Source organism: Dehalococcoidia bacterium (assembly GCA_025060295.1).
GTDB lineage: Bacteria > Chloroflexota > Dehalococcoidia > Lucifugimonadales > HRBIN23 > HRBIN23.
Genome location: JANXCH010000008.1, coordinates 1 through 24,032, shown reverse-complemented (window position 1 = coordinate 24,032; position 24,032 = coordinate 1). Strand labels below are relative to the sequence as shown.

General features: G+C 65.8%; 23 protein-coding genes. 11 read left to right on the top strand and 12 right to left on the bottom strand.

Annotation, left to right across the window (positions count from 1 at the left end; all coding sequences use genetic code 11):
* The first annotated feature begins 114 nt into the window (after positions 1 to 114).
* From rplI to NZ951_04280, 5 genes are read left to right on the top strand one after another with little or no spacing between them, the layout of a single operon-like run.
* Complete coding sequence (rplI, locus tag NZ951_04300) at positions 115 to 669, top strand: 50S ribosomal protein L9 (GenBank protein ID MCS7207143.1); 555 nt, start codon at positions 115 to 117, stop codon at positions 667 to 669.
* The gene (gene dnaB / locus NZ951_04295; protein ID MCS7207142.1) at positions 641 to 2,029 is read left to right on the top strand and encodes a replicative DNA helicase; all 1,389 of its coding nucleotides are present in this window, start codon (positions 641 to 643) and stop codon (positions 2,027 to 2,029) included. Before rplI ends, dnaB begins: the two co-directional genes overlap by 29 nt.
* Positions 2,019 to 2,717: a DnaD domain protein gene (locus tag NZ951_04290; protein ID MCS7207141.1), complete on the top strand. Its 699-nt coding sequence runs from the start codon at positions 2,019 to 2,021 to the stop codon at positions 2,715 to 2,717. Before dnaB ends, NZ951_04290 begins: the two co-directional genes overlap by 11 nt.
* On the top strand, positions 2,629 to 4,011 hold the full coding sequence (locus NZ951_04285) for an ATP-binding protein (GenBank protein MCS7207140.1): 1,383 nt from the start codon (positions 2,629 to 2,631) through the stop codon (positions 4,009 to 4,011). Before NZ951_04290 ends, NZ951_04285 begins: the two co-directional genes overlap by 89 nt.
* Complete coding sequence (locus tag NZ951_04280) at positions 4,008 to 4,340, top strand: HIT domain-containing protein (protein ID MCS7207139.1); 333 nt, start codon at positions 4,008 to 4,010, stop codon at positions 4,338 to 4,340. Before NZ951_04285 ends, NZ951_04280 begins: the two co-directional genes overlap by 4 nt.
* Positions 4,341 to 4,401: 61 nt before the next feature.
* On the opposite strand, the gene lysS is transcribed toward NZ951_04280, so the two are convergent.
* The 3 genes from lysS to rpmB all read right to left on the bottom strand — a co-directional run bounded on the left by lysS (position 4,402) and on the right by rpmB (position 6,886).
* Positions 4,402 to 6,084: a lysine--tRNA ligase gene (gene lysS / locus NZ951_04275; GenBank protein MCS7207138.1), complete on the bottom strand. Its 1,683-nt coding sequence runs from the start codon at positions 6,082 to 6,084 to the stop codon at positions 4,402 to 4,404.
* Positions 6,085 to 6,102: 18 nt separating this feature from the next.
* Positions 6,103 to 6,570, bottom strand: a complete 468-nt coding sequence (gene greA, locus NZ951_04270; GenBank protein ID MCS7207137.1) for a transcription elongation factor GreA — start codon at positions 6,568 to 6,570, stop codon at positions 6,103 to 6,105.
* 127 nt (positions 6,571 to 6,697) lie between these two features.
* Positions 6,698 to 6,886 carry a 50S ribosomal protein L28 gene (gene rpmB, locus NZ951_04265; protein MCS7207136.1) on the bottom strand — a complete coding sequence of 63 codons (189 nt, stop codon included), beginning with the start codon at positions 6,884 to 6,886 and terminating at the stop codon, positions 6,698 to 6,700.
* Positions 6,887 to 6,979: 93 nt separating this feature from the next.
* Between rpmB and NZ951_04260 the strand changes: the two genes are divergently transcribed.
* The 3 genes from NZ951_04260 to recG are packed head-to-tail and all read left to right on the top strand — an operon-like array spanning position 6,980 to position 12,106.
* A complete protein-coding gene (locus NZ951_04260; protein MCS7207135.1) occupies positions 6,980 to 8,647 on the top strand; it encodes a DAK2 domain-containing protein in 1,668 nt (555 codons plus the stop codon).
* A gap of 4 nt (positions 8,648 to 8,651) precedes the next feature.
* Positions 8,652 to 9,488 (top strand): DegV family protein, encoded by an 837-nt coding sequence (locus NZ951_04255; GenBank protein ID MCS7207134.1) that lies wholly within the window; start codon positions 8,652 to 8,654, stop codon positions 9,486 to 9,488.
* 35 nt (positions 9,489 to 9,523) lie between these two features.
* The gene (gene recG, locus NZ951_04250) at positions 9,524 to 12,106 is read left to right on the top strand and encodes an ATP-dependent DNA helicase RecG (GenBank protein MCS7207133.1); all 2,583 of its coding nucleotides are present in this window, start codon (positions 9,524 to 9,526) and stop codon (positions 12,104 to 12,106) included.
* Here recG and hisS read toward each other — a convergent pair.
* From hisS to NZ951_04235, 3 genes are read right to left on the bottom strand one after another with little or no spacing between them, the layout of a single operon-like run.
* Positions 12,099 to 13,379 (bottom strand): histidine--tRNA ligase, encoded by a 1,281-nt coding sequence (gene hisS / locus NZ951_04245; protein MCS7207132.1) that lies wholly within the window; start codon positions 13,377 to 13,379, stop codon positions 12,099 to 12,101. The genes recG and hisS overlap by 8 nt on opposite strands.
* Before the next feature lie 59 nt (positions 13,380 to 13,438).
* Positions 13,439 to 13,840: a hypothetical protein gene (locus NZ951_04240; GenBank protein MCS7207131.1), complete on the bottom strand. Its 402-nt coding sequence runs from the start codon at positions 13,838 to 13,840 to the stop codon at positions 13,439 to 13,441.
* Complete coding sequence (locus NZ951_04235) at positions 13,837 to 14,601, bottom strand: enoyl-CoA hydratase/isomerase family protein (protein ID MCS7207130.1); 765 nt, start codon at positions 14,599 to 14,601, stop codon at positions 13,837 to 13,839. Before NZ951_04235 ends, NZ951_04240 begins: the two co-directional genes overlap by 4 nt.
* Positions 14,602 to 14,729: 128 nt before the next feature.
* On the opposite strand from NZ951_04235, the gene NZ951_04230 reads away from it, so the two are divergent.
* Complete coding sequence (locus tag NZ951_04230; protein MCS7207129.1) at positions 14,730 to 15,449, top strand: alpha/beta hydrolase; 720 nt, start codon at positions 14,730 to 14,732, stop codon at positions 15,447 to 15,449.
* Here NZ951_04230 and NZ951_04225 read toward each other — a convergent pair.
* Positions 15,446 to 16,156 carry a DUF72 domain-containing protein gene (locus NZ951_04225; protein MCS7207128.1) on the bottom strand — a complete coding sequence of 237 codons (711 nt, stop codon included), beginning with the start codon at positions 16,154 to 16,156 and terminating at the stop codon, positions 15,446 to 15,448. The genes NZ951_04230 and NZ951_04225 overlap by 4 nt on opposite strands.
* A gap of 27 nt (positions 16,157 to 16,183) precedes the next feature.
* Here NZ951_04225 and NZ951_04220 point away from each other — a divergent pair, with 27 nt between their 5' ends.
* Together NZ951_04220 and NZ951_04215 are read left to right on the top strand one after the other, a co-directional pair.
* A complete protein-coding gene (locus NZ951_04220) occupies positions 16,184 to 17,374 on the top strand; it encodes a DUF2851 family protein (GenBank protein MCS7207127.1) in 1,191 nt (396 codons plus the stop codon).
* On the top strand, positions 17,353 to 18,162 hold the full coding sequence (locus tag NZ951_04215) for an inositol monophosphatase family protein (GenBank protein ID MCS7207126.1): 810 nt from the start codon (positions 17,353 to 17,355) through the stop codon (positions 18,160 to 18,162). Before NZ951_04220 ends, NZ951_04215 begins: the two co-directional genes overlap by 22 nt.
* A 16-nt stretch (positions 18,163 to 18,178) precedes the next feature.
* Here NZ951_04215 and NZ951_04210 read toward each other — a convergent pair whose 3' ends face one another.
* The 5 genes from NZ951_04210 to NZ951_04190 all read right to left on the bottom strand — a co-directional run bounded on the left by NZ951_04210 (position 18,179) and on the right by NZ951_04190 (position 23,934).
* Positions 18,179 to 20,950 (bottom strand): hypothetical protein, encoded by a 2,772-nt coding sequence (locus tag NZ951_04210; GenBank protein MCS7207125.1) that lies wholly within the window; start codon positions 20,948 to 20,950, stop codon positions 18,179 to 18,181.
* Between the two features lie 13 nt (positions 20,951 to 20,963).
* Entirely contained in the window at positions 20,964 to 21,635 is a 672-nt protein-coding gene (locus NZ951_04205; GenBank protein MCS7207124.1) for a S24/S26 family peptidase, read from the bottom strand.
* Between the two features lie 41 nt (positions 21,636 to 21,676).
* A complete protein-coding gene (locus NZ951_04200; GenBank protein ID MCS7207123.1) occupies positions 21,677 to 22,051 on the bottom strand; it encodes a hypothetical protein in 375 nt (124 codons plus the stop codon).
* Positions 22,052 to 22,941: 890 nt separating this feature from the next.
* Positions 22,942 to 23,337 (bottom strand): hypothetical protein, encoded by a 396-nt coding sequence (locus NZ951_04195; GenBank protein MCS7207122.1) that lies wholly within the window; start codon positions 23,335 to 23,337, stop codon positions 22,942 to 22,944.
* A gap of 3 nt (positions 23,338 to 23,340) precedes the next feature.
* Positions 23,341 to 23,934 (bottom strand): hypothetical protein, encoded by a 594-nt coding sequence (locus NZ951_04190; GenBank protein ID MCS7207121.1) that lies wholly within the window; start codon positions 23,932 to 23,934, stop codon positions 23,341 to 23,343.
* Between the last annotated feature and the right edge of the window lie 98 nt (positions 23,935 to 24,032).

Below are 24,032 nucleotides of genomic sequence, written 5' to 3'. Positions count from 1 at the left end.
AGGCCCAGGGACATGGGCAAGCGGATCGGCAACCTGCAAGCCCACAGGGGTGGAACCCCGATCCCCCAGGCGTAGGGTATAATACAGGGCAGAGAGGTTAGTGGAGAGGCTCCCGTGCGCATTCGTGTCATCTTCGTCCAAGATGTGCCCCCGCGCTACCGTGCCGGCGAGGTGCGGGAGGTGGCGGGGGGCTACGCCCGCAACTACCTGTTCCCCCAAGCCTTGGCTGTGCCCGCCACGCCCGACAACATGCGGCGTCTAGAAAAAATCAAGAAGGTGGGCGAGGAGCGCCGCCAGCGCCTGGCCCAGGAGATGCAGGCGTTGGCCCAGCGCATCCAGGGGCAGGTGCTCACCATCAAAGCGCGGGCTGCCGAAGGGGGCAAACTCTACGGCTCAGTGTCGGCCGCCGCCATCGCGGACGCCCTGTCCCGAGCCATCGGTCAAACGGTGGAGCGTCGGCTCATCGCCCTTCCCCAGCCCATCAAGGCGCTGGGGCAGTATCAGGTCAGCGTCAACCTCTACTACGGCATCACCCCCACGGTAACGGTGGTGGTGGAAGAGGAGGGGCGGGCATCGGCGCCCGAGGCGCCGGCTTCCCCAACCACCCCCACGCCCGCCCCCACGGCGGAGAAGGCGGACAATGTTCACGGAGAAACTGCCCCCGCATGACCTCCAAGCTGAGGAAGCGGTTATCGGAAGCATCCTCATAGACCCCGACACCCTGCTGAAGGTCGCTCCCCTCCTGCGCCCGGAAGACTTCTACGGGGGAAAACCCCGCGCCGTCTACGAGGCCTGCCTGGCCCTCTCCCAGCGGGGGGAGGCCGTCAACCAGGTGACGGTGGCCCACGAACTGGCCCGCATGGGCAAGTTGGAGGACATCGGGGGCAATGGCTACCTGGCTACAATCATCGCCAGCACCCCCACCTCGGTGCACGCCGAGCACTACGCCCGCATTGTGTCCCGCCTGTCCACCTATCGCGCTCTCATCAAGGCAGGCCTCGACATCGCCAGCCTGGGCTATGAGGCCCCCCCCGATACCGATACTGCCCTCTCCCGCGCCGAAGACCTCATCTTCCGCATCCGCACGGGGCGTCCCCTGCGGGGGCTGCTGCACCTGCGCCAGTTGCTGGACCGCTTCCTGGAGGAGAGCACCGCCGTCGCTGTCCCCCGTCCTTCAGAAAGGGGAGCGGGGCCTTTGGCCACAGGCTTCAGCGGCCTAGACCACATCCTGGGGGGCCTGCAACGCTCCGACCTCATCATCTTGGCGGCGCGTCCCAGTTTGGGCAAGTCGGCCCTGGCCCTGAACATCGCCCTCCACAACGCCAAGCACCTGGGGGCCACTGTGGCCATCTTCAGCCTGGAGATGAGCGCCGACCAGGTTGCCCTGCGCCTGCTGGCCGCCGAGGCGGGCGTGGATGGCCATCGCCTGCGCCTGCGCCTTTATACCGAGGCGGAGGAGCGCCGTCTGCTGGACGCTATCGGGCGCCTTTCGGACCTGCCCATTTACATCGACGATACCCCCCAACCCACGGTGCGGGCCATCTGGGCCAAGGCCAAACGCCTGCAGCTGGAGCGGGGCCTAGACCTGGCCATCGTGGACTACCTCCAGTTGGCCCAGGCGGGCAACGGGCGCGCCGAGAACCGGGTGCAGGAGATTAGCGAAATCTCCCGTTCCCTGAAGGCCCTGGCCCGAGACCTGAACATCCCTGTCATCGCCGTCTCCCAACTGAGCCGCGCCGTAGAGGTCCGCCCGTCCCATCGCCCCCAACTGTCGGACCTGCGGGAGTCGGGGAGCATCGAGCAGGATGCCGATGTGGTGCTGTTTATCTACCGGGAAGACCTTTACATCACCAAAGAGGAATGGGAACGCCGTCATCCGGGGGTGCCTTATCCCAAGAACATCGGCGAGGTGATCGTGGCCAAGCATCGGCACGGCCCCATTGGCTCGGTGCACCTGTACTTCAACGACCGCTACGCCCGCTTTGAGGAGCCACCCACTCCCCCTGCGGAGGGCACGCATGCCCTTTGACGGCTTCCCGGCTCGGTGCACCTATACCCCTGTGCCGAGCCCCCTCTTCGGCCCCCTTCTGGAGGAGATAGACGACCTGGCAGAACTGAAGACCCTCCTGCGCGTTGTGCACCTCTTGCACCTGAAGCGGGGACCCACACGCGCAGTGAGCCTGACGGAACTGGCAGGGGACTTGCCCCTTGCCCGCGCCCTGGGGGGAGACGCACAAGCCCTGGAACGTGCTTTGCAGGCATGCGTCCGCCGGGGAGTGTTGACAGTAGTGGAGGTGGAAAAGGACGGCAGGCGGGAGCGCCTGTTCCTTTTGAACACCCCCCAGGGGCGGGCGGCGGCCCAGCGCCTGGCGGCAGGGCAAGGGGACGTGGCCTCTTCCACCCCCCCGCCTCTGGAGCCTCCTCCCCCCTCCAACATCTATCGGCTCTACGAGGAGAACATCGGGGTGCTGACCCCTTTGGTGGCCGATATGCTCAAAGACGCCGAGGCCACCTACCCTCCCCAGTGGATAGCTGAGGCCATCCAGGAGGCGGTGCGCCACAATCGCCGTTCCTGGGGGTATGTAGAGGCCATCCTGCGGCGATGGGCACGGGAAGGCAAGGGAGAGCATGGAGCACCTGGGAGATCTCCTCAAACGGATCGCGCCGCCGACCTCCTCCGAGGGCGGAAGGGCTACGGACCCCTCTACCGCCGCTGAAGGGGCCAACGGGTGCCCCCTGTGCACGGGCATAGGGTGGGTCAAGACCCCGGCGCCCTTCGGCCATCCTGACTTCGGGCGGGTTATCCCCTGCCCGTCGTGTCAAGGGCGCAGTGCCCAGGAGGAGCAGACGGCGCGTTTGGCGCGCCTGAGCGGTCTGGGGGCCCTGCGTCGGTGCACCTTCGCCTCCCTCAACCCCACAGGGGTAAGCCCCTACCCCCCCGACCAGCGCCTGTTCGCCCAAGCCCTGGAGGCTGCCCAAGCCTTCGCCCAACACCCCCAGGGTTGGTTGGTGCTCCTGGGCCCCTCCGGCTCCGGCAAGACCCATCTGGCAGCGGCCATTGTCAACCACTGTCTTGAGCAGGGGCGCGTCGCCCTCTATATCTCCACGCCCGACCTGTTGGATCGTCTGCGCTCCTCCTTCGCCCCGTGGAGCGAGGCGTCCTACGACGCCCTGTATGAGCAGGTGTGCACGGTGCCTCTGCTCGCCCTGGACGATTTAGGTGCCCACTCCACCACCCCCTGGGCCGAGGAGAAGCTGTTCCAGGTGTTCAACGCCCGCTGGCGGGAGGACCTCCCCACAGTGGTGGTGCTGGCCACCCCCCTAGACCACGTAGACGACCGCCTTCGCACCCGCCTCACCACGCCCGGCAAGTGCCGTGTCCTGCGCCTGGCCCACGGCGACTGGCATCGGGAAACAGGGGAACCCCTCCCCGCCGAGTGGGAGGGGATGACCTTCGCCACCTTTCACGCCCAGCGCAGTCCCTCTACCCAGGCGGCCTATCGGGCGGCGGTGGCCTTTGCCGATAAGCCCAGCGGATGGCTGGTGCTCAGCGGACCCTGCGGTTCAGGGAAGACCCACTTGGCCGTGGCCATCTACCAGGAGTGTCGGCGCAAGGGATGGCCTGCCCGCATCATCAAGACCCCCGACCTGTTAGACCACCTGCGGGCGTCGTTCGCCCCCGACCACCCCTACCGCTACGACCGGCGCTTTGAGGCTTTCAAGACTCTCCCTCTGCTCATCCTGGATGACTTCGGCGCCCAGGCCATGACCCCCTGGGCCGAGGAGAAACTGTATCAACTTCTCGCCTATCGCCACGAGCACCACCTGCCCACCGTCATCACTATCCTCTGGACGCAGGAGCAGCAGGAGCAACGCCTCCGCGAAAGGTTGTGGAACGCCATCTCCAGCCGTTTGAAGGATGAACGGTTGGTCACCCACATTCGCCTGGACGCCCCCGACTACCGTGACCGCTCCCGAGACGCCACCCGGCGCAAGGGAAAGGAGCCATGAGCACCCGCCGCTGTGTGTTCTGCGACATCATCGCCCGCAAAGAGCCCGCCACCATCCGCTACGAGGACGACCAGGTCATCGTCTTCGACAACATCCTGCGCTGGACGCCCGTGATGCTCCTGGTGGTGCCCAAACAGCACATGACCCAAGAGGAGATGTGGAGCAACGGCGTCATCGCCCAAGTGGGGCGCGTGGCCGTGGAGATGGGGCGTATCTATTGCCCCGGGGGATATCGGATGCTCTCCAACGTGGGCTGGGATGCCATGCAGAGCCAAGAGCACGCCCACCTGCACGTGTTGGGTGGGATGCACCTCGGCCCCTACGCCTAGAAGGCAGACCTAAGAAGAGGAGGGGGCCAGATACACCCCACGCCCGTCCCAGAATGACGGGTTAGGGTGTGCCCCGCCGGGCCAGGAACGCCTCCGCCCGCTTGCGCAGTTCTGCGTCCGTCAGGCGGGAGCGCACATCCTCCGAGAGCTCCCCCACCAGCGCCTGCACCAACCCCTCTACCGTCAGGGCTTGCCCGTTCATCCCCAGCCGCTCCGCCACACTGTGCAACCGCCTGTCCACCTCGCGGAACAGCTCCTCCTGCGACCAGGACAGGTGGGGAAAGGCGATGACCTCCCGAATGGAGGGGGTATTGGCAAACAGCATGACCAATCGGTCAATGCCCACCCCCAATCCACCCGTGGGAGGCATCCCGTACTCCATAGCCAGGAGGAAGTCCTCGTCCAGGCGGTCAAACTCCTCGTCGCCGAACTGCTGGCGCAAAGCCTCCTGCTCCTGGAACCGCTGGCGCTGGTCTATAGGGTCGTTCAGTTCGGTGAAGGCGTTGGCGATCTCCATTCCCCCGGCGAAGGCCTCAAAGCGCTCCACATACCGGGGATTATCGGGTTTGCGCTTGGCCAGGGGGGACATCTCCACCGGATAGTCCACCAGGAAGGTGGGCTGGATCAAGTGGGGTTCCACCATCTCGCCCAGGAGTTTGTCCACCAGTTTGCCCCAGGAGGCGCGGGGATCCACCGTGAGGCCGATGCGACGCATCTCTGCCCCCAGGCTGTGGGGGTCGGTGGCCGTATCCAGGTCAATGCCCGTGCGCTCCCGCACCACCTCCCGCAACGAGAGGCGACGCCACGGGGGTGCGAAATCTATCTGCTGATCCCCCCACGGGACACGCATAGTGCCCAAGACATCCTGGGCCACCGTAGAGATCATCTCCTCCACCATGCGCATCACATCGTTGTAATCGGCGTAGGCCTCGTAACTCTCCAGGGTGGTGAACTCGGGGTTGTGGCGGATGTCTATCCCCTCGTTGCGGAACACCCGCCCGATTTCGTAGACCTTGTCCAAACCCCCGATGATGCACCGCTTCAGGTGCAGTTCAGTGGCGATGCGCAGGTAGAGGCGCCGGTCTAAAGCGTTATGGTACGTCACAAAGGGCCGAGCAAAGGCTCCCGCCGCCACAGGGAGAAGGATAGGTGTCTCCACCTCCACGAAGCCCCTCTGGTCCAGGAAACGGCGGATGGCTTGGACGACGCGGTGGCGCAACACCAGCATCTGGCGGGAGGGCTCGTTGGCCAGCCAGTCCAAGTAGCGCTGGCGATAGCGCACCTCCACATCCTTCAAGCCGTGCCACTTGGCGGGCGGGGGCCGGAGCGCTTTACAGAGGATGGTCAGCTGCCGTGCCTCCAGGGTAATTTCCCCCGTGCGGGTGCGGAACAGGGGGCCTTCGGCTCCCACGAAATCCCCCAAATCCATGTCCTTGAGCAGGGTGTAGGCGGTGCCTAACGCATCCTGGCGCAGAAGCACCTGGAGGCGTCCCGTCCCATCCCGCAAGTCCACAAATGTGGCCTTCCCCATACCCCGGAGGGCGGTGATGCGTCCTGCCACACGCACGGGGGCGGTCTGTTTCCCCGCCCCGTGTGCCGCCTCCTCCTGCAGGAAAAAGGAGATAGCCTGCTGGGCCGTGTGGGTGCGCCGAAAACGTGGGGGGTAGGGGTCTATACCCTGGGCGCGCAAATGCTGGAGTTTGGCAAGGCGGGCCTGGAAAAGGTCTTCACTGCGCTGGGGCACGGGACGGTCTCCTTGGGGTTAGCGGACTTCCACAACCTTGAGGGTGACCACACCCCCGGGGGTATGGGCCTGGGCCACCTCGCCGGGGCGCTTGCCCAACAAAGCGCGCCCAATGGGGGACTCGTTGGAGATCTTCCCTTTGGCCGGCTCGGCCTCGGCGCTCCCGACGATTTGGTAGGTGAAGCGTCGGCCCTGCTGGTCCTCCACCACCACAACGGAGCCCATACCCACCACCCCCTCGGCCCGCCCAGGGGCGATGAGCAGAGCCGTCTTCAGCAGGTTCTCCAGTTCCAAAATTCGCCCTTCCACACGGGCCTGCTCCCTCTTGGCTGCCTCGTATTCGGCGTTATCCACCGTCCCGCCCACCTCGGCGGCGCGTTTGAGGGCTTCGGCCACCTCGCGCCGCCGCACGGTGCGCAAGAACTCCAACTCCTCCTGGTACTTTTTGACACCTTCCTCGGTGAGGTAAACGGGCCTCTGCGCCATCCTGACCCCCAGTCGTCCCTAACGCCGTTGGGAGGGGAAAAAGAAAGACTGAGGCACGCCGTGCTGTCCCAGCCACCCCCTATCATAGGGGGGCCAAGGGGAAAAAGTAAAGGGGGGTGCCTGCCCTTTAGGCGTGGGCCTGCTTATATTGGGTGCGCAGGCATCGGGTGCACACCGCCACCTGGCGACGCACGCCGTTCACCAGAAGCGTGGCGCGCTGGATATTGGGCAGCCAACGGGCGGGCGTGCGCCGATTGGAATGGCTCACATTGCGCCCGAAGCGACCAACTTTGCCGCACAGGGCACATCGCGCCATGTCCTCTCGCTCCCTTTACATCGTGGGGTGAATGGGGTACTATATGCTACTAATAGATTATGCCACAGTCCGTCTGCCGGCAAGGAGGGGCGTGTGGTCAAGGGACGTCGCCCCCAGGTGCGCACATCCGCTCGCAAGCCGAAATCCACCCCACGCACGCCTCGAATCCGTGTTGTGGACGGATGTGCCTTGCGCACCGCCTTGCAGGGGGGCTACGCCGCCCTGGAGCGCCACTATGAAGCCGTCAACGCCCTGAATGTCTACCCCGTCCCCGATGGGGATACGGGCATCAATATGCTCCTGACCATGCAGGCGACCCTGCAGTCGGCCCCCAGCGACGACCCCCACATCGGCCGGGTGGCGGAGGCGGCGTCCCGGGGGGCCCTGCTGGGGGCACGGGGCAATGCGGGGGTCATCCTCTCCCAGTTCCTGAGGGGCATGGCCGCCGCCCTGCGAGACAAAGCCACCGCCGATGCGCCAGCCCTGGCCCAGGCCTTCCGCCAGGGCACCGAGGCGGCCTACCGGGCCGTGGCACGCCCCACCGAGGGGACCATCCTTACCGTCATGCGGGCCACGGCCGAGGCCGTAGAGGCCCACCAGAAGCGGGATGTGGGCGTGGCTTTGACGGGTGGCGTGGCGGCGGCCAAAGACGCCTTGGCCCGCACCCCCAATCTATTGCCCGTTTTGGCCGAGGCGGGCGTCGTGGACGCAGGGGGACAGGGCTTCGTCCTCATCCTAGAGGGGATGCTTTACGCCCTCCAGGGGGAGCCGCTGGAGCGCATCCCCACCTTAGTCACACCCCCCAGGGGCAAGGTAAGTGCCGTGTTCCTCCAGCGCATCGCCACAGAGCGCTACGGGTTCTGTACCCAGTTCATCATCAAAGGGGAAGGCCTGGACGCCGACGCCATTCGCTCTGCCCTCGCCCCCATGGCCCAGTCCACCGTTGTGCTGGGGGAGCCCACCCTGGTGCGGGTGCACCTGCATACCTTTACCCCCCAGGAGGTGCTCACCTTCGCCCTGCGCTACGGCCAGGTGGACGCAGTGCGCATTGAGGATATGGACCGCATGCGGGAGGAGTTCTCCCATGCCCAGCGCCAGCGGGAGCCCACAGCCGTCGGCGTCGTGGCCGTGGGATGGGGCGCAGGGATTGAGGAACTCCTCCAGGGCCTGGGGGCGTGGGTGGTGCGGGGAGGGCAGACCATGAACCCCAGCGTGCAGGACCTGCTGGAGGCCATAGAAGCCCTCCCCGCCCGGGAGGTTATCCTCCTCCCCAACAACCCCAACATCATCGTCTCGGGCCGGCAGGCGGTGGGGATGGCCTCCAAGCCGGTGCACCTGCTCCCCACCCGCACCATCCCCCAGGGCATCGCCGCCCTCCTCTCCTTCAACCCCGAGGAGGATGTGCACACCAACTTGGCCCGCATGGAGCAGGCCATCAAAGAGGTACACACCGGGGAGGTGGTGGCCTCCACCCGCACCACCCGGGTCAACGGACAGGAGGTCAAGGAGGGGGAACTGATGGGCTTCCTGGACGGCACCGTGGTGGTGGCTGGCCAGGACTTGACGGAGACGGTGTGCCGTATCGTGGAGGCGGCCCAGCCCCTGGCGCAAGGGCTGGTCACCCTTTATTGGGGGCACCAGGAGACCCAGGCCTCGGCCGACGCCCTGGCCCAGGCCCTGCGTCGGCGCTTCCCCGGCCTCCAGGTGGAGGTCGTGCACGGGGGGCAACCCTTCTATCCCATCATCCTTTCGGCGGAGTAGACCCATGCCCGTGCAAGTCATCACCGACAGCACCGCAGACCTTCCCCCCGAGGTAGCCCAGTCCTTGGGCATCGTGGTGGTGCCCCTGAATGTGCACTTCGGCACCGAGACCTTCCTGGATGGGGTAACCATCACCCCCGACGCCTTCTACACTCGCCTCCAACGGGAGCGCCAACTCCCTAAAACGACCCAACCCTCCATCGGCACCTTCATGGAGGTCTACACCCGCCACGCCAACCCCGCGGGCATCCTGTCGCTTCACATCTCCTCCAAAATCAGCGGCACCTACAACTCGGCGATGCAGGCGGCCCAGGAGATCAAGGATCGCTGTCCCATTGAGGTGGTGGACACCTTGCAGGTCTCCCTGGCCCTGGGGTTGGTGGTGCTGGCGGCTGCCCGTGCGGTGCAGGCGGGGGCCTCCCTTCCCCAAGCGGCCCAGCTGGCGCGCCAGACGGCCTCCCGGTGCCACCTTTTTGGAGTGTTGGACACCCTGGAATACCTGGAAAAGGGGGGACGCATCGGCAAGGCGGCGGCTTTTCTGGGGTCGGTGCTCCAGGTGAAGCCCATCCTGACCCTCAAGGATGGGGAAGCCCACCCCTTGGAGCGCGTGCGCACCCGTCGGCGCGCCATTGAGCGGGTGGTAGAGATCACCCGCCAGTATGCCCCCTTGGCCCAACTGGCGGTGGTGCACAGCACCACGCCCGACGAGGCCCAGGACCTGGCCGAGCGCCTGAAGCCCCTTGCACCCCCCCAGGGCATCCTGATGGGGCGGTTCGGGGCCGTGCTGGGCACCTACCTGGGGCCGGGGGCGTTGGGGGTGGCCTTGGAGCGGGCGGGGTAAACCGCCCCCCGCTACCATGGGGATGGAGGCATCCCGTGCGGCGCGCTGCCCCATCCCGTCTGGACGCCCTGCGTGGTATCTTGACCCTGGAGGCTCGCCAGGGCTTCGCCGACCGCGCCGTGGCGGGGGGCCTAGACCGCTTCCTGGACTCCTGGCGTCGGGAGGCGCAGGGAGATGAGGCAGCGGTGCTCCAGCGCCTGGACAGGCTGGGCCTGTTCGCCCGTCCCTACCGCGCCCTGGCCCCCCCGGAGCGGCGCGCCCTAGCCCAACGGGTATGGGAGGGCATGGGATGGGGCCCCTTCCCCCAGGATACCCCCCCACACACCCCTGCATCCCTGTCTCCATCCTTGGCCGCCCCTTCCCCCCCAGCCCGTATGACGCCCTCCTCCGATTCCTGGCCGCCCTTCCTGGGGCAGGAGCGCCCGATGCCCAAAGACCTCTCCCTCACCTCCCCGGTGCGGGTAGTGGCGGGGGTAGGGCCTGTCATCGCTGCCAGTTTGGAGCAGGCGGGGCTCTCCTCCGTCCGCGACCTGTTGCACTTTTTCCCCCGCAAGCACATACCTGTATTCGCCATCGCCGACCTGGTGCCGGAGCACACGGCCGGACAAGAGGTGGGAATAGTAGGCACCCTTTGGGAAGTGCGCCCGGTTACCATCACCAGCCGGGAGGGGCGTATTCTCCCCTCCACCGAAGGGGTGCTGGGAGACGAGACGGGCAACCTGCGCATCCTCTGGTTTAATCAGGAGTACGTCGCCCGAGTGCTCCAGGCCGGGCAAAGGGTGTTCGTCACGGGATACTTGGAGGAGTTCGCCGGACGACGCACCCTGGAGGCCCAGTCCTTTGAAGTGGTAGAGGATGACGCTCCCCTTTTCCGCCCGGGGGCGCTGGTGCCGGTGTATCCCTCGGTGCGGCGCGCCCAGGGCATCGGCAAAAAGGTGGGACGCCCCGCGGAGAACCTCTCCCCCAAAACGGTGCGGCGGGTGGTGCGCAACGCTTTGGAGGCCTGGCTCCCCCGTGTGCCGGACTGGCTTCCCCCGGAGGTAGTGGAGCGGGTGGGGGTGCTCGGCTTGCGCTACGCCCTCTGGGGCTACCACTACCCCTCCAGCCCTGCCCAACGGGAAGCGGCGCGCCGCCGCCTCGCTTTCAACGAGTTCCTCCTGGCCCAACTCCTTCTCCTCCAACGCCGTCATGCCTGGCAAGAGGCCCCCGCCCCCCCTATTGGAACACAACCCCAGGTGCTCCAGGCCTTCTTACAGTCCCTGCCCTTCCGCCTGACCCGCGGCCAGGAGCGGGCACTTGCGGAGATCCTCAACGATATGGCTCACCCAAGGCCTATGGCCCGCCTTTTGCAGGGCGAGGTGGGGAGCGGGAAAACGGTGGTCGCCCTGACAGCCATGCTGATGACCGCCGTGGCGGGCTGGCAGTCCGCCCTGATGGCCCCCACGGAGGTGCTGGCGGAACAACACTTCCTGACCATTCGCCGTCTTCTGGGGGAATTGGCCCACCCTCTGGATGAAGAGTTTCTCCTGGGGCTGTACCTGCCTTTTCATCCGTCCCCCATTGTGGTAGGGCTGCTCATCGGGAGTATGCGCCCCCGGGAGAAGGAGGAGGTGCAAGGGCGTCTGGGGCGGGGAGCAGTGGATATTGTAGTGGGCACCCACGCCCTCATTCAGGAAGAGGTAACCATCCCCCGCCTGGGCCTGGCCGTGGTGGATGAACAACAGCGCTTCGGTGTGCTCCAGAGGAGGGCGCTCCGCCAGCGGGGGGAGCGGATGCCTCACCTGTTGGTGCTTTCGGCCACGCCTATCCCCCGCAGTCTGGCCCTGGCCCTCTACGGCGACCTGGAACATTCGGTGTTGGAGGATTTGCCCCATCCCCGCAAGGTTATCACCCGCCGCATCACCCCCGACCACCTCCCCCAAGTCTACGACTTTATCCGCCACCAGGTCGCCCAGGGGCGACAGGCCTTTGTCCTGTGCCCCCTCATTGAGGAATCCGAAGCGCTACAGGCCCGCGCCGCCCAGGAGGAATACGAGCACCTCTCCCGGCGGGTGTTCCCCGATTTGCGGGTGGGGCTTCTGCACGGACGCATGCCCCTGCCGGAGAAGCACGGGGTGATGGAGCGCTTCCGCAAGGGGGAACTGGACATCCTGGTGGCTACCCCCGTCATCGAGGTGGGTATTGATGTACCCAACGCCACCGTGATGCTCATTCAAAGCGCTGAACGCTTCGGTTTGGCGGAACTGCACCAACTGCGGGGGCGCGTGGGGCGGGGCCCTCATCCGGGCTACTGCATCCTGGTGTCGGACGACCCCTCCCCCCAAGCACGGGAACGCCTGGAGGTGCTGGTGCGAGAGAGCAACGGCTTCCGCGTGGCCGAGGAGGACCTGCGCCTGCGGGGAGAAGGGGAGGTGCTGGGCACACGCCAGAGCGGTCTGCCCACCTTCCGAGTGGCCCGTCTTGAGGACAGGGACCTGCTGGCCCTCGCTCGGGAAGAGGCCCGCCGCCTTCTGGAAGCCGACCCGACCCTCACCAGCCCGCGCCTGGCTCCCCTGCGGGAGGAGTTAGCCCTCTTCCTCAAGGGGGCGGAGCACCCCGAGCCCCCCGAGGTTAGTTAGCGGGGGCGCCCAAGGCCTGGGCAACCCCCTCCACACCCACCTCTTTCTGCTCCCCCGTCGCCATATCCTTGACCACCACCGTGCCCCTCTGCGCCTCGGCACTGCCCACCACCAAAGTGTAGCGGGCTTGCAAAGCACTGGCCCAGCGCAATTGCCCTTTGAGGCTCCGCTGAGGGGCCAGGAGAGCACACAGACCCTGCTGGCGCAGATGGGACGCCAGGGTCAACGCCTGGAGGAGGGTGTCCGTTCCAGCGTAGGCGACCACAGCATCGGGCGGAGCCTCCCGGGGTGGGGAGGAGGCCTGGCGTTGCACCTGGAGCACAATGCGTTCCAACCCCGACCCGAAGCCGATGCCCGGCGTCGGCTTGCCCCCCAGCTCCTCTATGAGGCCGTCGTAGCGCCCCCCGCCCATGAGCACCGCTTGGGCGCGCTCCTCGGGGGGTTGTACCTCAAAGACGGTGCGAGTGTAGTAGTCCAGTCCCCGCACCAAGCGATGCTCCACACTGAAAGGAATGTCCAGGGCCTTGAGGTAACCCTGCAGGGCCTCCCAGTGCTCCTGACAAGCCCCACACAGAAAATCCACCGAGCGGGGAGCCTCTGCGGTCAGGGCCTGGCAGGACTCCTGTTTGCAGTCCAACAGGCGCAGGGGGGCTTTGTGGAAGCGCCTTCCCCGACAGTCGGGGCACAGGCGTGGCAGAAGGGGCTCATAGTAAGCCCGCAGACTTTGCACATAGGCGGGGCGATCCTGAGGACATCCAATGGAGTTGATCAGCAGCTGGAGGTTGCGCAGGCCTAACCCCCTCTGGGCATCCGTCAGGAAACGCCACCCCACCTCTATGATCTCCGCATCCACCGTCGGGGAGGCGTCGCCGATGGCCTCGATGCCGAATTGGTGATGTTGGCGATAGCGCCCTGCCTGGGGGCGCTCGTAGCGGAAGATAGGGCAGATATAATACAGGCGCACGGGTTGGGGCCAGGTGTGCATACCGTGCTCCAAATAGGCCCGGCAGACGGGGGCGGTGCCCTCCGCCCGCAGGGTCATCTCCTCCCCTCCCCGGTCGGTGAAGGTGTAGGTCTCCTTCTCCACGATGTCCGTCCCGGCGCCTACCGAGCGCACAAACAGGCCCGCCTGCTCAAACATGGGGGTGTCGATGCGGCGGTAGCCGAAGCGGCGGGCCGTCTCCTCGGCGCGGGCGACCACGAAGCGCCACCAGGGCTGGTCCTCGGGCAAAATGTCCTGGGTGCCCCGCGGCGCACGAAACAGCAGAGCCACAGTCCGCAAACCTCCTTACCAGTGAGCGGGGTCTTTCTGGACAGCAGGATAGCGCAGGTCTACGCAGGGGGCAAGGTGGAGGACGATCCCACCCCGTCCTGAATGCGCTGGTACCAGTAGGCGACGCTTTCGGCGGTCAGGGTGGCGGTGGCCGCCTGCAGACCTATCTGGAAGAGGGCCTCCCAGGCCACCAGGTCCTCGGGAGCACCACGGCAGCGGAAAGCCTGGTCCATCCCCACCAGCAGGGTCGCCCACTGCCCCAACTCCTCCTCATCCACCTCCCCCGCCCCGAAGCGCCCCAAGTAGTCCAGCACATGCTGGGCTGTCCACTCCAGGGGAGGCGTCAACACGATGGCATCCAGGCGCAGAGGGTCGGGGCGCACCGCCAGCAGGAAGGCCGCCGGGGAGAGGGAGCCTTCCAGCAAACCCCGACACAGGAGACGCAGGGTGCTATCGGTCATCCCTCACGCCTTTTGCGGGCAAGGAAGTCGCGGAAGCCCTCCTGGGGTGGAGGCTCCCGCAGAGTGGTGCGGCGGGCCTCCCGCTCCAAGTCCAGGCGCTCCCGGTAGCCCCGGGCGACGCCCTGGTGCAGAAGGCGTTTGATCCCTTGCACCATATGGGGCTCGTGTCGGGCTACCTCCTGGGCGAAGACCAGGGTCTCCTCCACCAGGCGCTCGGGGGGCACCAGGCGGTTGAGCAGGCCAATGCGCACCGCTTCCTCCCCCTTCACCTCCCGGCCGGTGAATAGAAGTTCCTTGGCCACAGGCCACCCCACCAGCAGGGGCAGCGTCCAGGTGGAGTTGACCCGCCCATAGGCCACCCCCAAGAAGCGGAAGGCGGTGCGGGGGGAACCGAAGCGGATGTCCAGGCAGGACGCCAGCAGTGCCCCTCCCCCGTAGGCGATGCCGTTGATAGCCCCGATAGTGGGCTTGGCAAGGTCGGCCAGGCGCCAGAACACCTCCCCACGCCCGTCGCCACGCCCTACTTCGGGGGTAGGAGCGGAGGTAGCCATCTCGTGAATGTCGGCCCCCGCCGAAAAGGCCCGCTCCCCGGCGCCCGTAAGCACCACCACCCGCACCCCGTCGTCCCGCTCCGCCCGGAAGAGGGCATCCTCCAGTTCCCCCAGAAGGGTGCTATTGAGGGCGTTAAGTTTGTCGGGGCGGTTGAGGGTGATGAGGGCCACCCCCTCCCGCACCTCCCATAGGATACATTGGTAACTCATCCGTTGTACCCTCCCGAGGGGGAGATGTCTAGAAGCCTGTGCGGGGCCTGGCGCCTGCAGAGCACCGCTTGTACCGCACTCCTGGGGAAGTATAATAGCACGCACAAGGCCCCCATGAGGAGGAATAGATGCAACTGGTTTTGGTGCACGGCGCTGGTGGTTCCAGCCTGTCCTTCTACTATCAGGTGCGCCACTTCGGCCCCCTGGCGGATGCGGTGGACCTCCCCGGGCATCCGAAGGGGAAACCCTGTACCTCCATCCCCGCCTATGCAGAGTGGGTTCGGGGCTACATCTGGGGGAAAGGGTATCAGGATGTAGTGCTGGTAGGGCACAGCATGGGGGGTGCCATTGCCCAGTGGTATGCCCTCCACTACCCAGAGGAACTGCGGGGCATCGTGCTCATCGGTACGGGGGCGCGCCTCCGGGTCCGCCCCGACATCCTGCAGATGTGCCAGGAGGCCATCACCGACCCCGTGAAGCGCCAGGAATGGCTGAACATGCGGGAGCAGGGGTTGACCAAGATTGCACCCGACCTCAAAGCCTTACTCATGGAGCGCACATTGCAAGTGGGGCCAGCGGTGCAACTCAACGACTTCCTGTGTTGCGACAAGTTTGACATCATGCAACAGGTGCAGGAGATTCGCCTGCCCACCCTGATCATCGTAGGCACCGAGGACATTTTGACGCCCGTGAAATACTCCGACTATCTCGCCCAAAAGATTCCTGGAGCCCAAGAGGTGGTTATACGCGATGCCACCCACTCGGTGCACCTGGAGAAACCCAACGAGGTCAACAGCGCCATTGAGGCGTTCCTGGCACGCCTGCAGAGCCATCGGGCCAGGAGTTAGCCGAGCAAAGCCTTCAGGCGTAGGGCGTCCCCCCGCATGTGCACCGAGTTGTTGAACAGCACCCACCCCTCCCGCCCCTTGACCAGGCCCGCCAGGCGACCCAGCTCCTCGTCGGTATAGCGATGGGCGTAGCGGGGGCCGCCGTGCAGACGGAAGTAGAAAGGGGGGCGCGTAACAGGGGGGCGTTGTAAGGGGTCTGTGGCGTGGAGCAAGCCCCCCTCCTGGCAGACCTCCTGTACCAGAGCATCCGTCCAGGCGGGGCCGCGGGGCTCCCAGGCAAGGCGAAAGGGCTGAGGCCCAATGCTCGCAAGGAAACGGCGAAGCCAGGCCAGATGCTCCGACGTGGGGGTAAAAGCGGGGGGGCATTGGAGGAGTACCACCTGGGCGTCCAGGATCAAGGCACACTGGCGGGTCGCCTCCCAGGCCTCGGCCACCTCGGGCGTGGGACGAAAAAAGCCATAGGCGCCCCTTTTGTCGGGGGGGATGACCAGACCCGATCGCCGATATGTAGGGGACGTGGCGGGGTGAGTAACCCCCTGGAAGGCCTTCACAGTGAAGGAGAACCCTACAGGCGCTTCGGCGCGCCACCGCCGAAGAATCTCGGCAGGGGGCGGGCGATAGAAAGTCTGCTGAACCTCCACCACCGAGAAGAGGCGGTAGTAGGATGCCCGCCCCCCGGCAAAGCCACAACACCCGATGTGCACCATCACTCCCACCCTAGGTATAATACCCTCGTGGCCAAGCAAAAAGGGTATCCGGTCATCGCTGAGCGAGAGGAGAACCTGTGGCGGGCGTGGGCAACCACTGCTCCTGAATGGGGCTTCCTGCCCGCCAGCGACGGACATAGGTATCGGATACTCTACCCGGGGCGTCTCAACCGGGGGGCCGGCCCAGACTTCCAGGACGCCTTGCTCCTTCGGGGGGATGGACGCCTCCTGCGGGGGGATGTGGAGGTGCATTGCTCCCCAGATGCGTGGGCATCCCACGGCCACCACGCCGACCCCCGCTATCGCCAGGTGCTCCTGCACCTGGTTTTGGGGAAGAGCCCCTCCCCTCGCCCTTCCCCTCCACAGGTTGACCTCCCCGATGGAGCGCTTCTTCAAGTAGGAAAGGTGGCTCCCCCCTTTGTCGGGGCGTGCCCCACCCTGGCGACTCTGCATCGCTGGGCCGACGCCCGCTTTCGGCAGAGGGCATCTGGCTATGCCCGTCTCATCGTCTCCGTGGGTGTCGAGGAGGCACTCTATCGGGGCCTCATGGAAGGGATGGGCTACGGGGCCAACCGGGAGCCCATGCGCCAGCTGGCCGAAGGGATGCCCTATCGTGTCCTACGACGGGTAGCCCTGCCCTGCACTCCCCAGGAACGGGCCACGCGTCTAGCCGCTGTGCTCCTGGGCAGTGCCGGCCTCCTATCGGGTGGAGACCCTTTGGTCCGTCTGTGGCGCGAGACACCCTGGCAGCCCGTGCTCTCCCCGGAGGCTTGGTGTCGGGCGGGGGTGCGCCCGGCGAATCGCCCCGCACGCCGCCTGTGGGGGATGGCCGTGCTTGTGGCCCGCTGGTGGGATGAAGGCCTGCCTCAGGCCCTGCGGCGGGGCGCTGTGAACGGCCCTTCTGCCCTCGAGCGGGTCTTGACCGTCCCCTCCCCCACGGGCGGGCCAGCCCTGATAGGACGCTCACGGGCGCGGGAGGTGGCGGTGAGCGTGGTTCTGCCCTTTCTGTGGGCGTGGGCGACAGCTCAGGGCAACCCCTCCCTGCGCCGAGCAGTATGGGCTTGCTGGAAGGTCTTCCCCCCTCCCGCCGAGAACGCCGTGAGCCGGGCCATGCGCGCCCTCTTGCCCATGCCTATACCGAGCACCGCCCGTGCCCAGCAGGGATTACTGGCCTGGGCCCGTCGTTTAGGAGCCCCATGGGCGCTGACCCCCTCCTAACGATCCTGCGCGCCATCGTCCGGGAGGTGGGGGCGTTCCTTCTGGAGCAGTTCCGCAGGGGAGCAGGCACCCGAGTGGTGGAGATAAAGGGGGACAACGACGTCGCTCTGGAGGCCGACCACCAGGCTCAAGAGATGGCCCTGCGCCTCGTGCAGAGGTATCGCCTGGGGGAGGCTTTCCTAGCGGAGGAGACCCCCGGGGGCAAACCCATCCCCCTGGGGTATATGCCGGGGCTTTTGGTGTGCGTGGATCCCCTGGAGGGGACAGATAACTTTTCCCGGGGGGTGCCCCTATTCGGGACAACGGCGGCCCTGTGGAGTGAAGGGCGTTGGGAAGCGGTCGCCTTCTACGCACCTGCTTTAGGGGAGATGTGGGAAGCCCGGCGTGGAGGGGGAGCCTTCTTCAACGGCCAGCCCTTCCGCTACAGCCCTGGGCTGGGCATACGCCTGGCCTTCAACCAGTGGCCTGATGTGGAACCGGCCCAGGTCGGCCAGGCGGTGACGCGTCTTCTGGACCTTACCCGGCACCTCTCCACCACCTATAGCGACGCCCTGGACTTGGCATGGACAGCAGCAGGGCGGCGGTCGGGACTGGTTTTTCTCTACCGGCGTGCCGCCCCGTGGGACATCGCTCCGGCCCTCATCGCACAGGAGGCGGGCCTACAGGTTACCGCCCTGAACGGGGGACCGTGGTGCAGGGGGGAGGGAGGCATCCCCGTGGTGGAGGGGGGCCTGCTGGTAGCCCCGCCCGCCCTACACATCCGCCTCCGCCAAGCCCTGTCCCCCTAAGCCCCACCCCAGACCCTCATCGCTCCCCCGGCGGGCGTCGCCCCGTAACGATGGGGGGCTGTGGCTCCTCCTCCACGACCTCCTCGATAACCTCCTCCTCCTGGGCAGAAGCGGGGCTAGGCTGGGGACGCGCCGTGCGGCTCTCGGTGATCCGCCAGATGAGGAAAGCCGCCAGGAGACCCGCCACCAGGAAGGCCAGAACCCGGAAGTCCACCTCGTTGCTGTACAGGGCGGCGACGGTGGTGGGCCCCTGCACCGTGACCTGGAGCACTGGCCCCGTCTGGGGGTAGCCGGCGAAGCCCTGGAAGGACTTCTTCAAAAACAGCACCGCCTGGGGCTGGGGCGGGACGCTGATAATGGCGGTCGCATTCTCGGGATACCAGCCCGCACCACTCCCCCCGTAGGGGGCCTGAAGGGTAACCCTGAACTCCCGCCGATACACCGCCTCCAGGTCCAGCGGGCGGTCCACAGTGAGGATGAGTTTAGACACCTGGGCCATAGGTTGGGCGCCAGGCCGTTTCTCCTGCCAATGGGAGAAGCGTAGGCGCTCCTCGTCCTCCACGATGGTGATGAGGGATGCGGTCTCCAGTTCCAGCGTCTTGCCGGCCTCCACCCAAGTCATGGTGAGGATACCCTGGGGGTTCTCGGCGTGCACCCGATACTCCTGCACATACCTCGGGCGCAGGGAGACAGGGCCGCTCACAGTCAGAACGATCTCGGGCTGTTGGAGGGGGCCGGTGCCCGCTAGTCTTCCCTCCCTCTCCTCCCACTCCACGAAACGCAAGCGTCGCCCCTCGCCTTGGGGGACGAGGGCTGGGGCGCGCACCAGAGCCCTGGCCCCCGCCGTATACCATCCCTCCCCACTCACCGTTACCCCCTCCACAGGGATGATGTGAATGCGGTATTCGGGCACAAACCGCACCTCCACTGTGAGGGGCTTGGTGAGGACGAGGATGTTGGAGGGGCTAAAAGGCCTCTCCCCGCTAGACCAGCCGGCGAAGCGCCACCGCACCTCCTCGGTGCGCACCTCCGCAGGCACTTCCACAGGGATAGGCTGGTTGGCCGGAACCCAGCGGCTTTCCCCCAGTTGGGGCAGAGGGGAGGTAAGGGTCAAAAGAACCTCCCGCTCAAAGAGAGCGGTGAGGGCTCCTGCAGGAGGGGTGATGCAGGTCTCCTGACTCCCGGTGCTCCACCGCAGGAACCGGTAGCGCTCCCCCTCCTCTGTATAGATGTAGGGGCCGGGGACGCACACCCTGCTCCCTGCGGGGGCTGTGGCAGGATAGGCCTTCACCTCCTGCCCGTCCACCGTAAGAGGGACAGGCGCAGTGGCCTGCAGGGTGATGGTTCCGGGTGGGCGGGGCGGATCATAGACGGCTTGCAGGCGCAGGGGGCCGGTTACCTGGACTTCCAGACGGGGGCTACTCCCCAGCACCTCGCCGGTATCCCGCACCCGCCAGAAGCGCAGGGGCAACCCATCGGCAGTAGGGGGTGTCTCCAGAGTGATCAGGGAACCGACGGGACGCCACTCCCGCAGAACGCCCTGGGGCGTCTGGGCCTCCACCAGGACCTCCAGGGTGTAGCGGGGGCGCACCGTCACAGGGGCGTCCACCCGCAGGGTTACCACAGGTCCCTGAACGGTGCCGGGGGGCTCCCCCTCCCACCCCGTCCAACGCCAGCGGCGGTCGTCCCCTTGGGGCACAAGCGTAGGCAGAAGCAGGGTAGCGGTCTGCCCTGGGGCATACCAGCCAGCCCCGGGCACACTCACCCCTTCGGGGGCGAGCACCCGCACCAGAATCTCCTGGGTGTAACGGGCGTTGAGGGTCATGGGACGGCTGACCACCACGCGGGTGGTGGGCTTAGTGGGTTCCATACCCCCCGACCACTCCACGAAGCGCCAGCGGACGCCCTCCTCAACGAGCACCTCCTCGGGGGCGGTGAGGCTCACTACCGTCCCCGCCGCCGCCCAGGTCTGCACGAGGCGCACCCCCCGCAGACCATACCCCTCGACCAGAAACTCCTGCACATAGCGGGGGTGTAAGAACACAGGGCCACTGACGGGGAAAGTGAGGACGGTGCGCCCTCCGGCTAGAGCCTCGCCAGCGACCCCTTCGCCATCCCAACCCACCAGGCGCAGGCGCTGGCCCGGCCCCTGGGAGACTGTTGCGGGAGCGCGGATCACGGCCGTTTGACCAGCGACGACCCACCCCCCTCCCGTTATCGCCACTCCCTCGGGGGCCACCACCTGCACCCGATACTCTAGAACGTAGCGCGCCTCCACAGTTACCGGGCGGTCGGCCACAATGGTATTCTCGGCGCTGAAGGGGGTGATACCCCCCGACCAGCCAGTGAAACGCCACCTCTGGTCATCACTGATGGGGATAATCTCGGGGGCGGTGAAGGTGAGGAGGCTCCCCTCCTCCACCCAGCGGGCCTGGGCCAGGCCCGGGGCGGTGGAGGTGACCCGCACCAACACCTCCCGCTGGAACACAGCAACATAGGGGCCAGGGTCTATGGCCAGGATACAGAGGGAGGGCAGGAGGGAGGCGTGCAAGCGCCACCCGCGGAAGCGGTAGCGCTCCCCTTCAGCAGTATACAAGAACTCCCCCGGGGCGCACACCTGGGTGCCCATGGGCAGGTCGCGGGGGAAACCCGTCTGGCGTAGGCCGTCTACGATGAGGGGCACAGAATGGCTTGTCTGCACACGGGATATGGGCCCCTGGGCCCACACCCGCGGGATGAACACAAGCCACACCAGAACGCCCACCAGGGGCCACGCTATCCAGCGCATCGCACTGCTCCCGCTACGCGGCGAACAAGCCGCGCAGTTGTTGAATCACCTCAGGAATATACACCATGGACAGGGCGGCCACACCTATGGTTCCATAGAGAATTTCGGTCAAAGGCCCCAACTCTTTCCCCCAGGCTATCTCCAAGAGGCGCGCCGTCCCCAACAGCGCCAGCATCAGCACCATCGCGAAGGTCTTGCCCACCACCTGCACTATTCCCACCGATGCCAAGGGCATACACACCAGCACCAAAGCAGCTGTGGGCAGAAACGCACTAACGGGCTTCCCCTCTTTCCCCTTTCGCCCGGCCAGGAAGGGGGCTAATGCGAAATAGGCCAGCACCAGGGGGAAGAACTTCGCTGCCCCCCCCACAAACCCCAGATAAGGTATCCCGAACACCATCCTCCCTATGATGCGCTCCGGAGGCACATAGTCCACACTGTCCACCGCATCGCCCTTAATCACATACAGCCCTTCGGGGGTTTTATCAATGATGCGATGCAACACTGGAATCTGCCGGAACCCTAAATCTTGCCAGAAGGCCACCACATCCCCCACGGCATAACTCTCCTCGGGCCAGATCATCACCAGGCTCCCCCGATCCACAGATCCCGCCATGGACCCCGTGATCACATAGTGATACATGGCTTGTCCTCCCAGCACCTGAGGGAGCCAGAAGGGTGCCATAAGTAGAAGGCCTCCGAGAAGCAGAAAAAGCGGCATGCCCGTTACATACCCCGCACTGTAAAGCGCACGCTATATGTCAGCGCCGTGGGGGGCAGGGAGGGCATCAGGGGGATACTCACCGCTGTGGGCGCGTCCTTGAGGACACGCACGACCACGTGCCCTTTCGCCTGTATGGAGCCGGCCGCCGCCTCCGCCGCCACCTGGTAGCGCCCCCCAGCCGAGCATACCACCACCGCCTGCACCGCTGCTCCCGTGGGCGACAGGTCGTAGGAAGTAACCTGGCACGGGGAGGGTGCGCCCGCAACGGGTTGGGGAGCAGGCACCTCCGGCCGTTGAGCGCGGGTGGCTACCAAAGCACTATAGCCCACCACCGCCATCACACCCCCAATCACAAGCCAGAGCACAACTCCCCGCATCACACCCCTCCTACTGCCTCTCGATCCTAAAGGATACATTATAGGTATAGGTGAGAGTTACTGCTGGGGAGATGGAAATGGTAACCGTCGTAGGGGTATTAGCAGTAAGAGTAACAGGCGTGCTGCCATTTCCAGAGGATGACCCTGAGGTAAAAGTGGTGTGCACGATGTACCCACCCCCCGCCGTGCACAGAACTGTAGCATTGACCGACGAAATGGTCCCTGTGGAAGCTATGGAATAAGACCGCACCTGACAGCGAGGCGCATCGCCCGCTCCCCCCCCGACCGGCCGGACATTGAAAGAGAGAAAAGACGCGGCGTAGACCGCCGTGGCCACCACAGCAAGGAATACCACCCCTCCAATCAGCACCCTAGCCATGAGTCCCATACCCCCGTCATATCAAACACCAGTCAAAATCTTGAGATTGGAAAGAGACCGCTACCTGCGCAATGCGGTGGTAGGGAACACCACCCCCACTTATGGTCACAGTCGAGTTGAACGTGTTCCCTAGTGGCGGGAGTGTAACTGTTCCACTGCCCAAAACGGTGCCCACAGAACTGAGGAGAGTTACCTCCATTGACATCACTGTCACATCGCATCCGCCATAGTAGGGCAACTTCGTCCCACTGACGGTCACCGATACCACAGTGTTTCCGGAGAAGTTCAACTGCACACCCGTGACGCGGACGATATGGGATCCACCGAGCCAGTTAGGGCTATGCGTCTGGGAGGCGTCCGCTCCAGCACCCATAAAAGGATGCACTTTGACAGGCATGCTGGCCGCAAAGATGGGGCGCAGGGAGTAGACCACCAGCCCCCCTGCCACCAGCAGGAGGAAAAGCACCCCATACCGTCGAATCAGAGTCCGCGTCCCCATCCCTTTATGATCCTACGACACGATATTGACCCGCACCGTCGCAATGTTATCGATGGTTACAGGACTGCTGAGAGGAACTGTATCCGTGCGCCAACTCCCAATGCTATTAACCGTGACATTCAGGTTACCGCTACCGATGATCGTCCCCCCGCTGTTGAGGAGAAGCACCTGCAGATGATAGGTCCCGGTGCCGGCCGTAGGGAACCAGCGCAGTTTATAATGGGTCACTTGTCCCGATGCGTTGAACTGGGCAGGAATGGCTTCCACAGTGAACGCGCTCACCGGCGACAGCACCTGCCCCTGTTGGCCCCCTACCGGTTGGGCACTCGCCGAGGGTATACGGGCGGCATAGATAGCCGAGGGGAGAACCCCCAACAGAACGATGACTAGGAACAGAAGGCCCCGCATCCCTCACCTCGTGTAGGCCACTGCTACCTCGGCCACCCGGCTGTAGGGGATGGTGGCCGGCTCCATCCCCACCGTCAGGGCGAAGTCCCCGCTATCCGAGGGGAGCACGCCACGCCCTGTCGCCAGGATATTGCCTTTGGTGTCCTTCAAAGCCACCTGCGCCCGCAGGACGCCGTCGGTAGTCTTCTTGCCCCGCAGGGTTACGGCGGTAACCTGCCCGCTGGCGTTGAGGGTCAGGCTCGCCCCAGCCCCCGCCGTCACCCACTGGGCCGTGGCGGTGCGGTCCACGGTGTAAGTCAGAGCGGGTGCCGGCTCACCAGGAGGCGCAGAGGGGACGGTGGAGGCGAACACCTCCCCCACCACCAGAGCCAGCACCAGCAGGGCGAGGGCTCCCCACCAGACCCCACCCCCAGGCAGCCGCCGCCCCGCAGGGGTGGGTGCCCGGGCGGGGGCGGGGGATCGTGGTGCCTCCACCCCCGCCCGGGGCCTGCGCACCACCCGTCGCCGGACGATGCGCAGGCGCGCCCCACAGCGCGGGCAAGCGAAGGCCCGTCCTGCGTGCGCCTCAGCCGGAACCTGATGGCGATGCTCCTCCATCGGACGAGCCTCCTCGCTTGCCCGCTATTACCCTACCTACTCAGGCACTAGTTGGCCGGGTCAAAGTTGACCTTCGTGCAGGTGATCTGCAAAGGTTC

What these genes read in the sequence shown, in the direction of transcription:
- dnaB (MCS7207142.1), top strand. Translation starts at nt 641, where the DNA reads ATGTTCACGGAGAAACTGCCCCCGCATGACCTCCAAGCTGAGGAAGCG.
- NZ951_04290 (MCS7207141.1), top strand. Translation starts at nt 2,019, where the DNA reads ATGCCCTTTGACGGCTTCCCGGCTCGGTGCACCTATACCCCTGTGCCG.
- NZ951_04285 (MCS7207140.1), top strand. Translation starts at nt 2,629, where the DNA reads ATGGAGCACCTGGGAGATCTCCTCAAACGGATCGCGCCGCCGACCTCC.
- NZ951_04280 (MCS7207139.1), top strand. Translation starts at nt 4,008, where the DNA reads ATGAGCACCCGCCGCTGTGTGTTCTGCGACATCATCGCCCGCAAAGAG.
- greA (MCS7207137.1), bottom strand. Translation starts at nt 6,570, where the DNA reads ATGGCGCAGAGGCCCGTTTACCTCACCGAGGAAGGTGTCAAAAAGTAC.
- rpmB (MCS7207136.1), bottom strand. Translation starts at nt 6,886, where the DNA reads ATGGCGCGATGTGCCCTGTGCGGCAAAGTTGGTCGCTTCGGGCGCAAT.
- NZ951_04255 (MCS7207134.1), top strand. Translation starts at nt 8,652, where the DNA reads ATGCCCGTGCAAGTCATCACCGACAGCACCGCAGACCTTCCCCCCGAG.
- NZ951_04240 (MCS7207131.1), bottom strand. Translation starts at nt 13,840, where the DNA reads ATGACCGATAGCACCCTGCGTCTCCTGTGTCGGGGTTTGCTGGAAGGC.
- NZ951_04235 (MCS7207130.1), bottom strand. Translation starts at nt 14,601, where the DNA reads ATGAGTTACCAATGTATCCTATGGGAGGTGCGGGAGGGGGTGGCCCTC.
- NZ951_04230 (MCS7207129.1), top strand. Translation starts at nt 14,730, where the DNA reads ATGCAACTGGTTTTGGTGCACGGCGCTGGTGGTTCCAGCCTGTCCTTC.
- NZ951_04225 (MCS7207128.1), bottom strand. Translation starts at nt 16,156, where the DNA reads ATGGTGCACATCGGGTGTTGTGGCTTTGCCGGGGGGCGGGCATCCTAC.
- NZ951_04215 (MCS7207126.1), top strand. Translation starts at nt 17,353, where the DNA reads ATGGGCGCTGACCCCCTCCTAACGATCCTGCGCGCCATCGTCCGGGAG.
- NZ951_04210 (MCS7207125.1), bottom strand. Translation starts at nt 20,950, where the DNA reads ATGCGCTGGATAGCGTGGCCCCTGGTGGGCGTTCTGGTGTGGCTTGTG.
- NZ951_04205 (MCS7207124.1), bottom strand. Translation starts at nt 21,635, where the DNA reads ATGGCACCCTTCTGGCTCCCTCAGGTGCTGGGAGGACAAGCCATGTAT.
- NZ951_04200 (MCS7207123.1), bottom strand. Translation starts at nt 22,051, where the DNA reads ATGCGGGGAGTTGTGCTCTGGCTTGTGATTGGGGGTGTGATGGCGGTG.
- NZ951_04195 (MCS7207122.1), bottom strand. Translation starts at nt 23,337, where the DNA reads ATGCGGGGCCTTCTGTTCCTAGTCATCGTTCTGTTGGGGGTTCTCCCC.
- NZ951_04190 (MCS7207121.1), bottom strand. Translation starts at nt 23,934, where the DNA reads ATGGAGGAGCATCGCCATCAGGTTCCGGCTGAGGCGCACGCAGGACGG.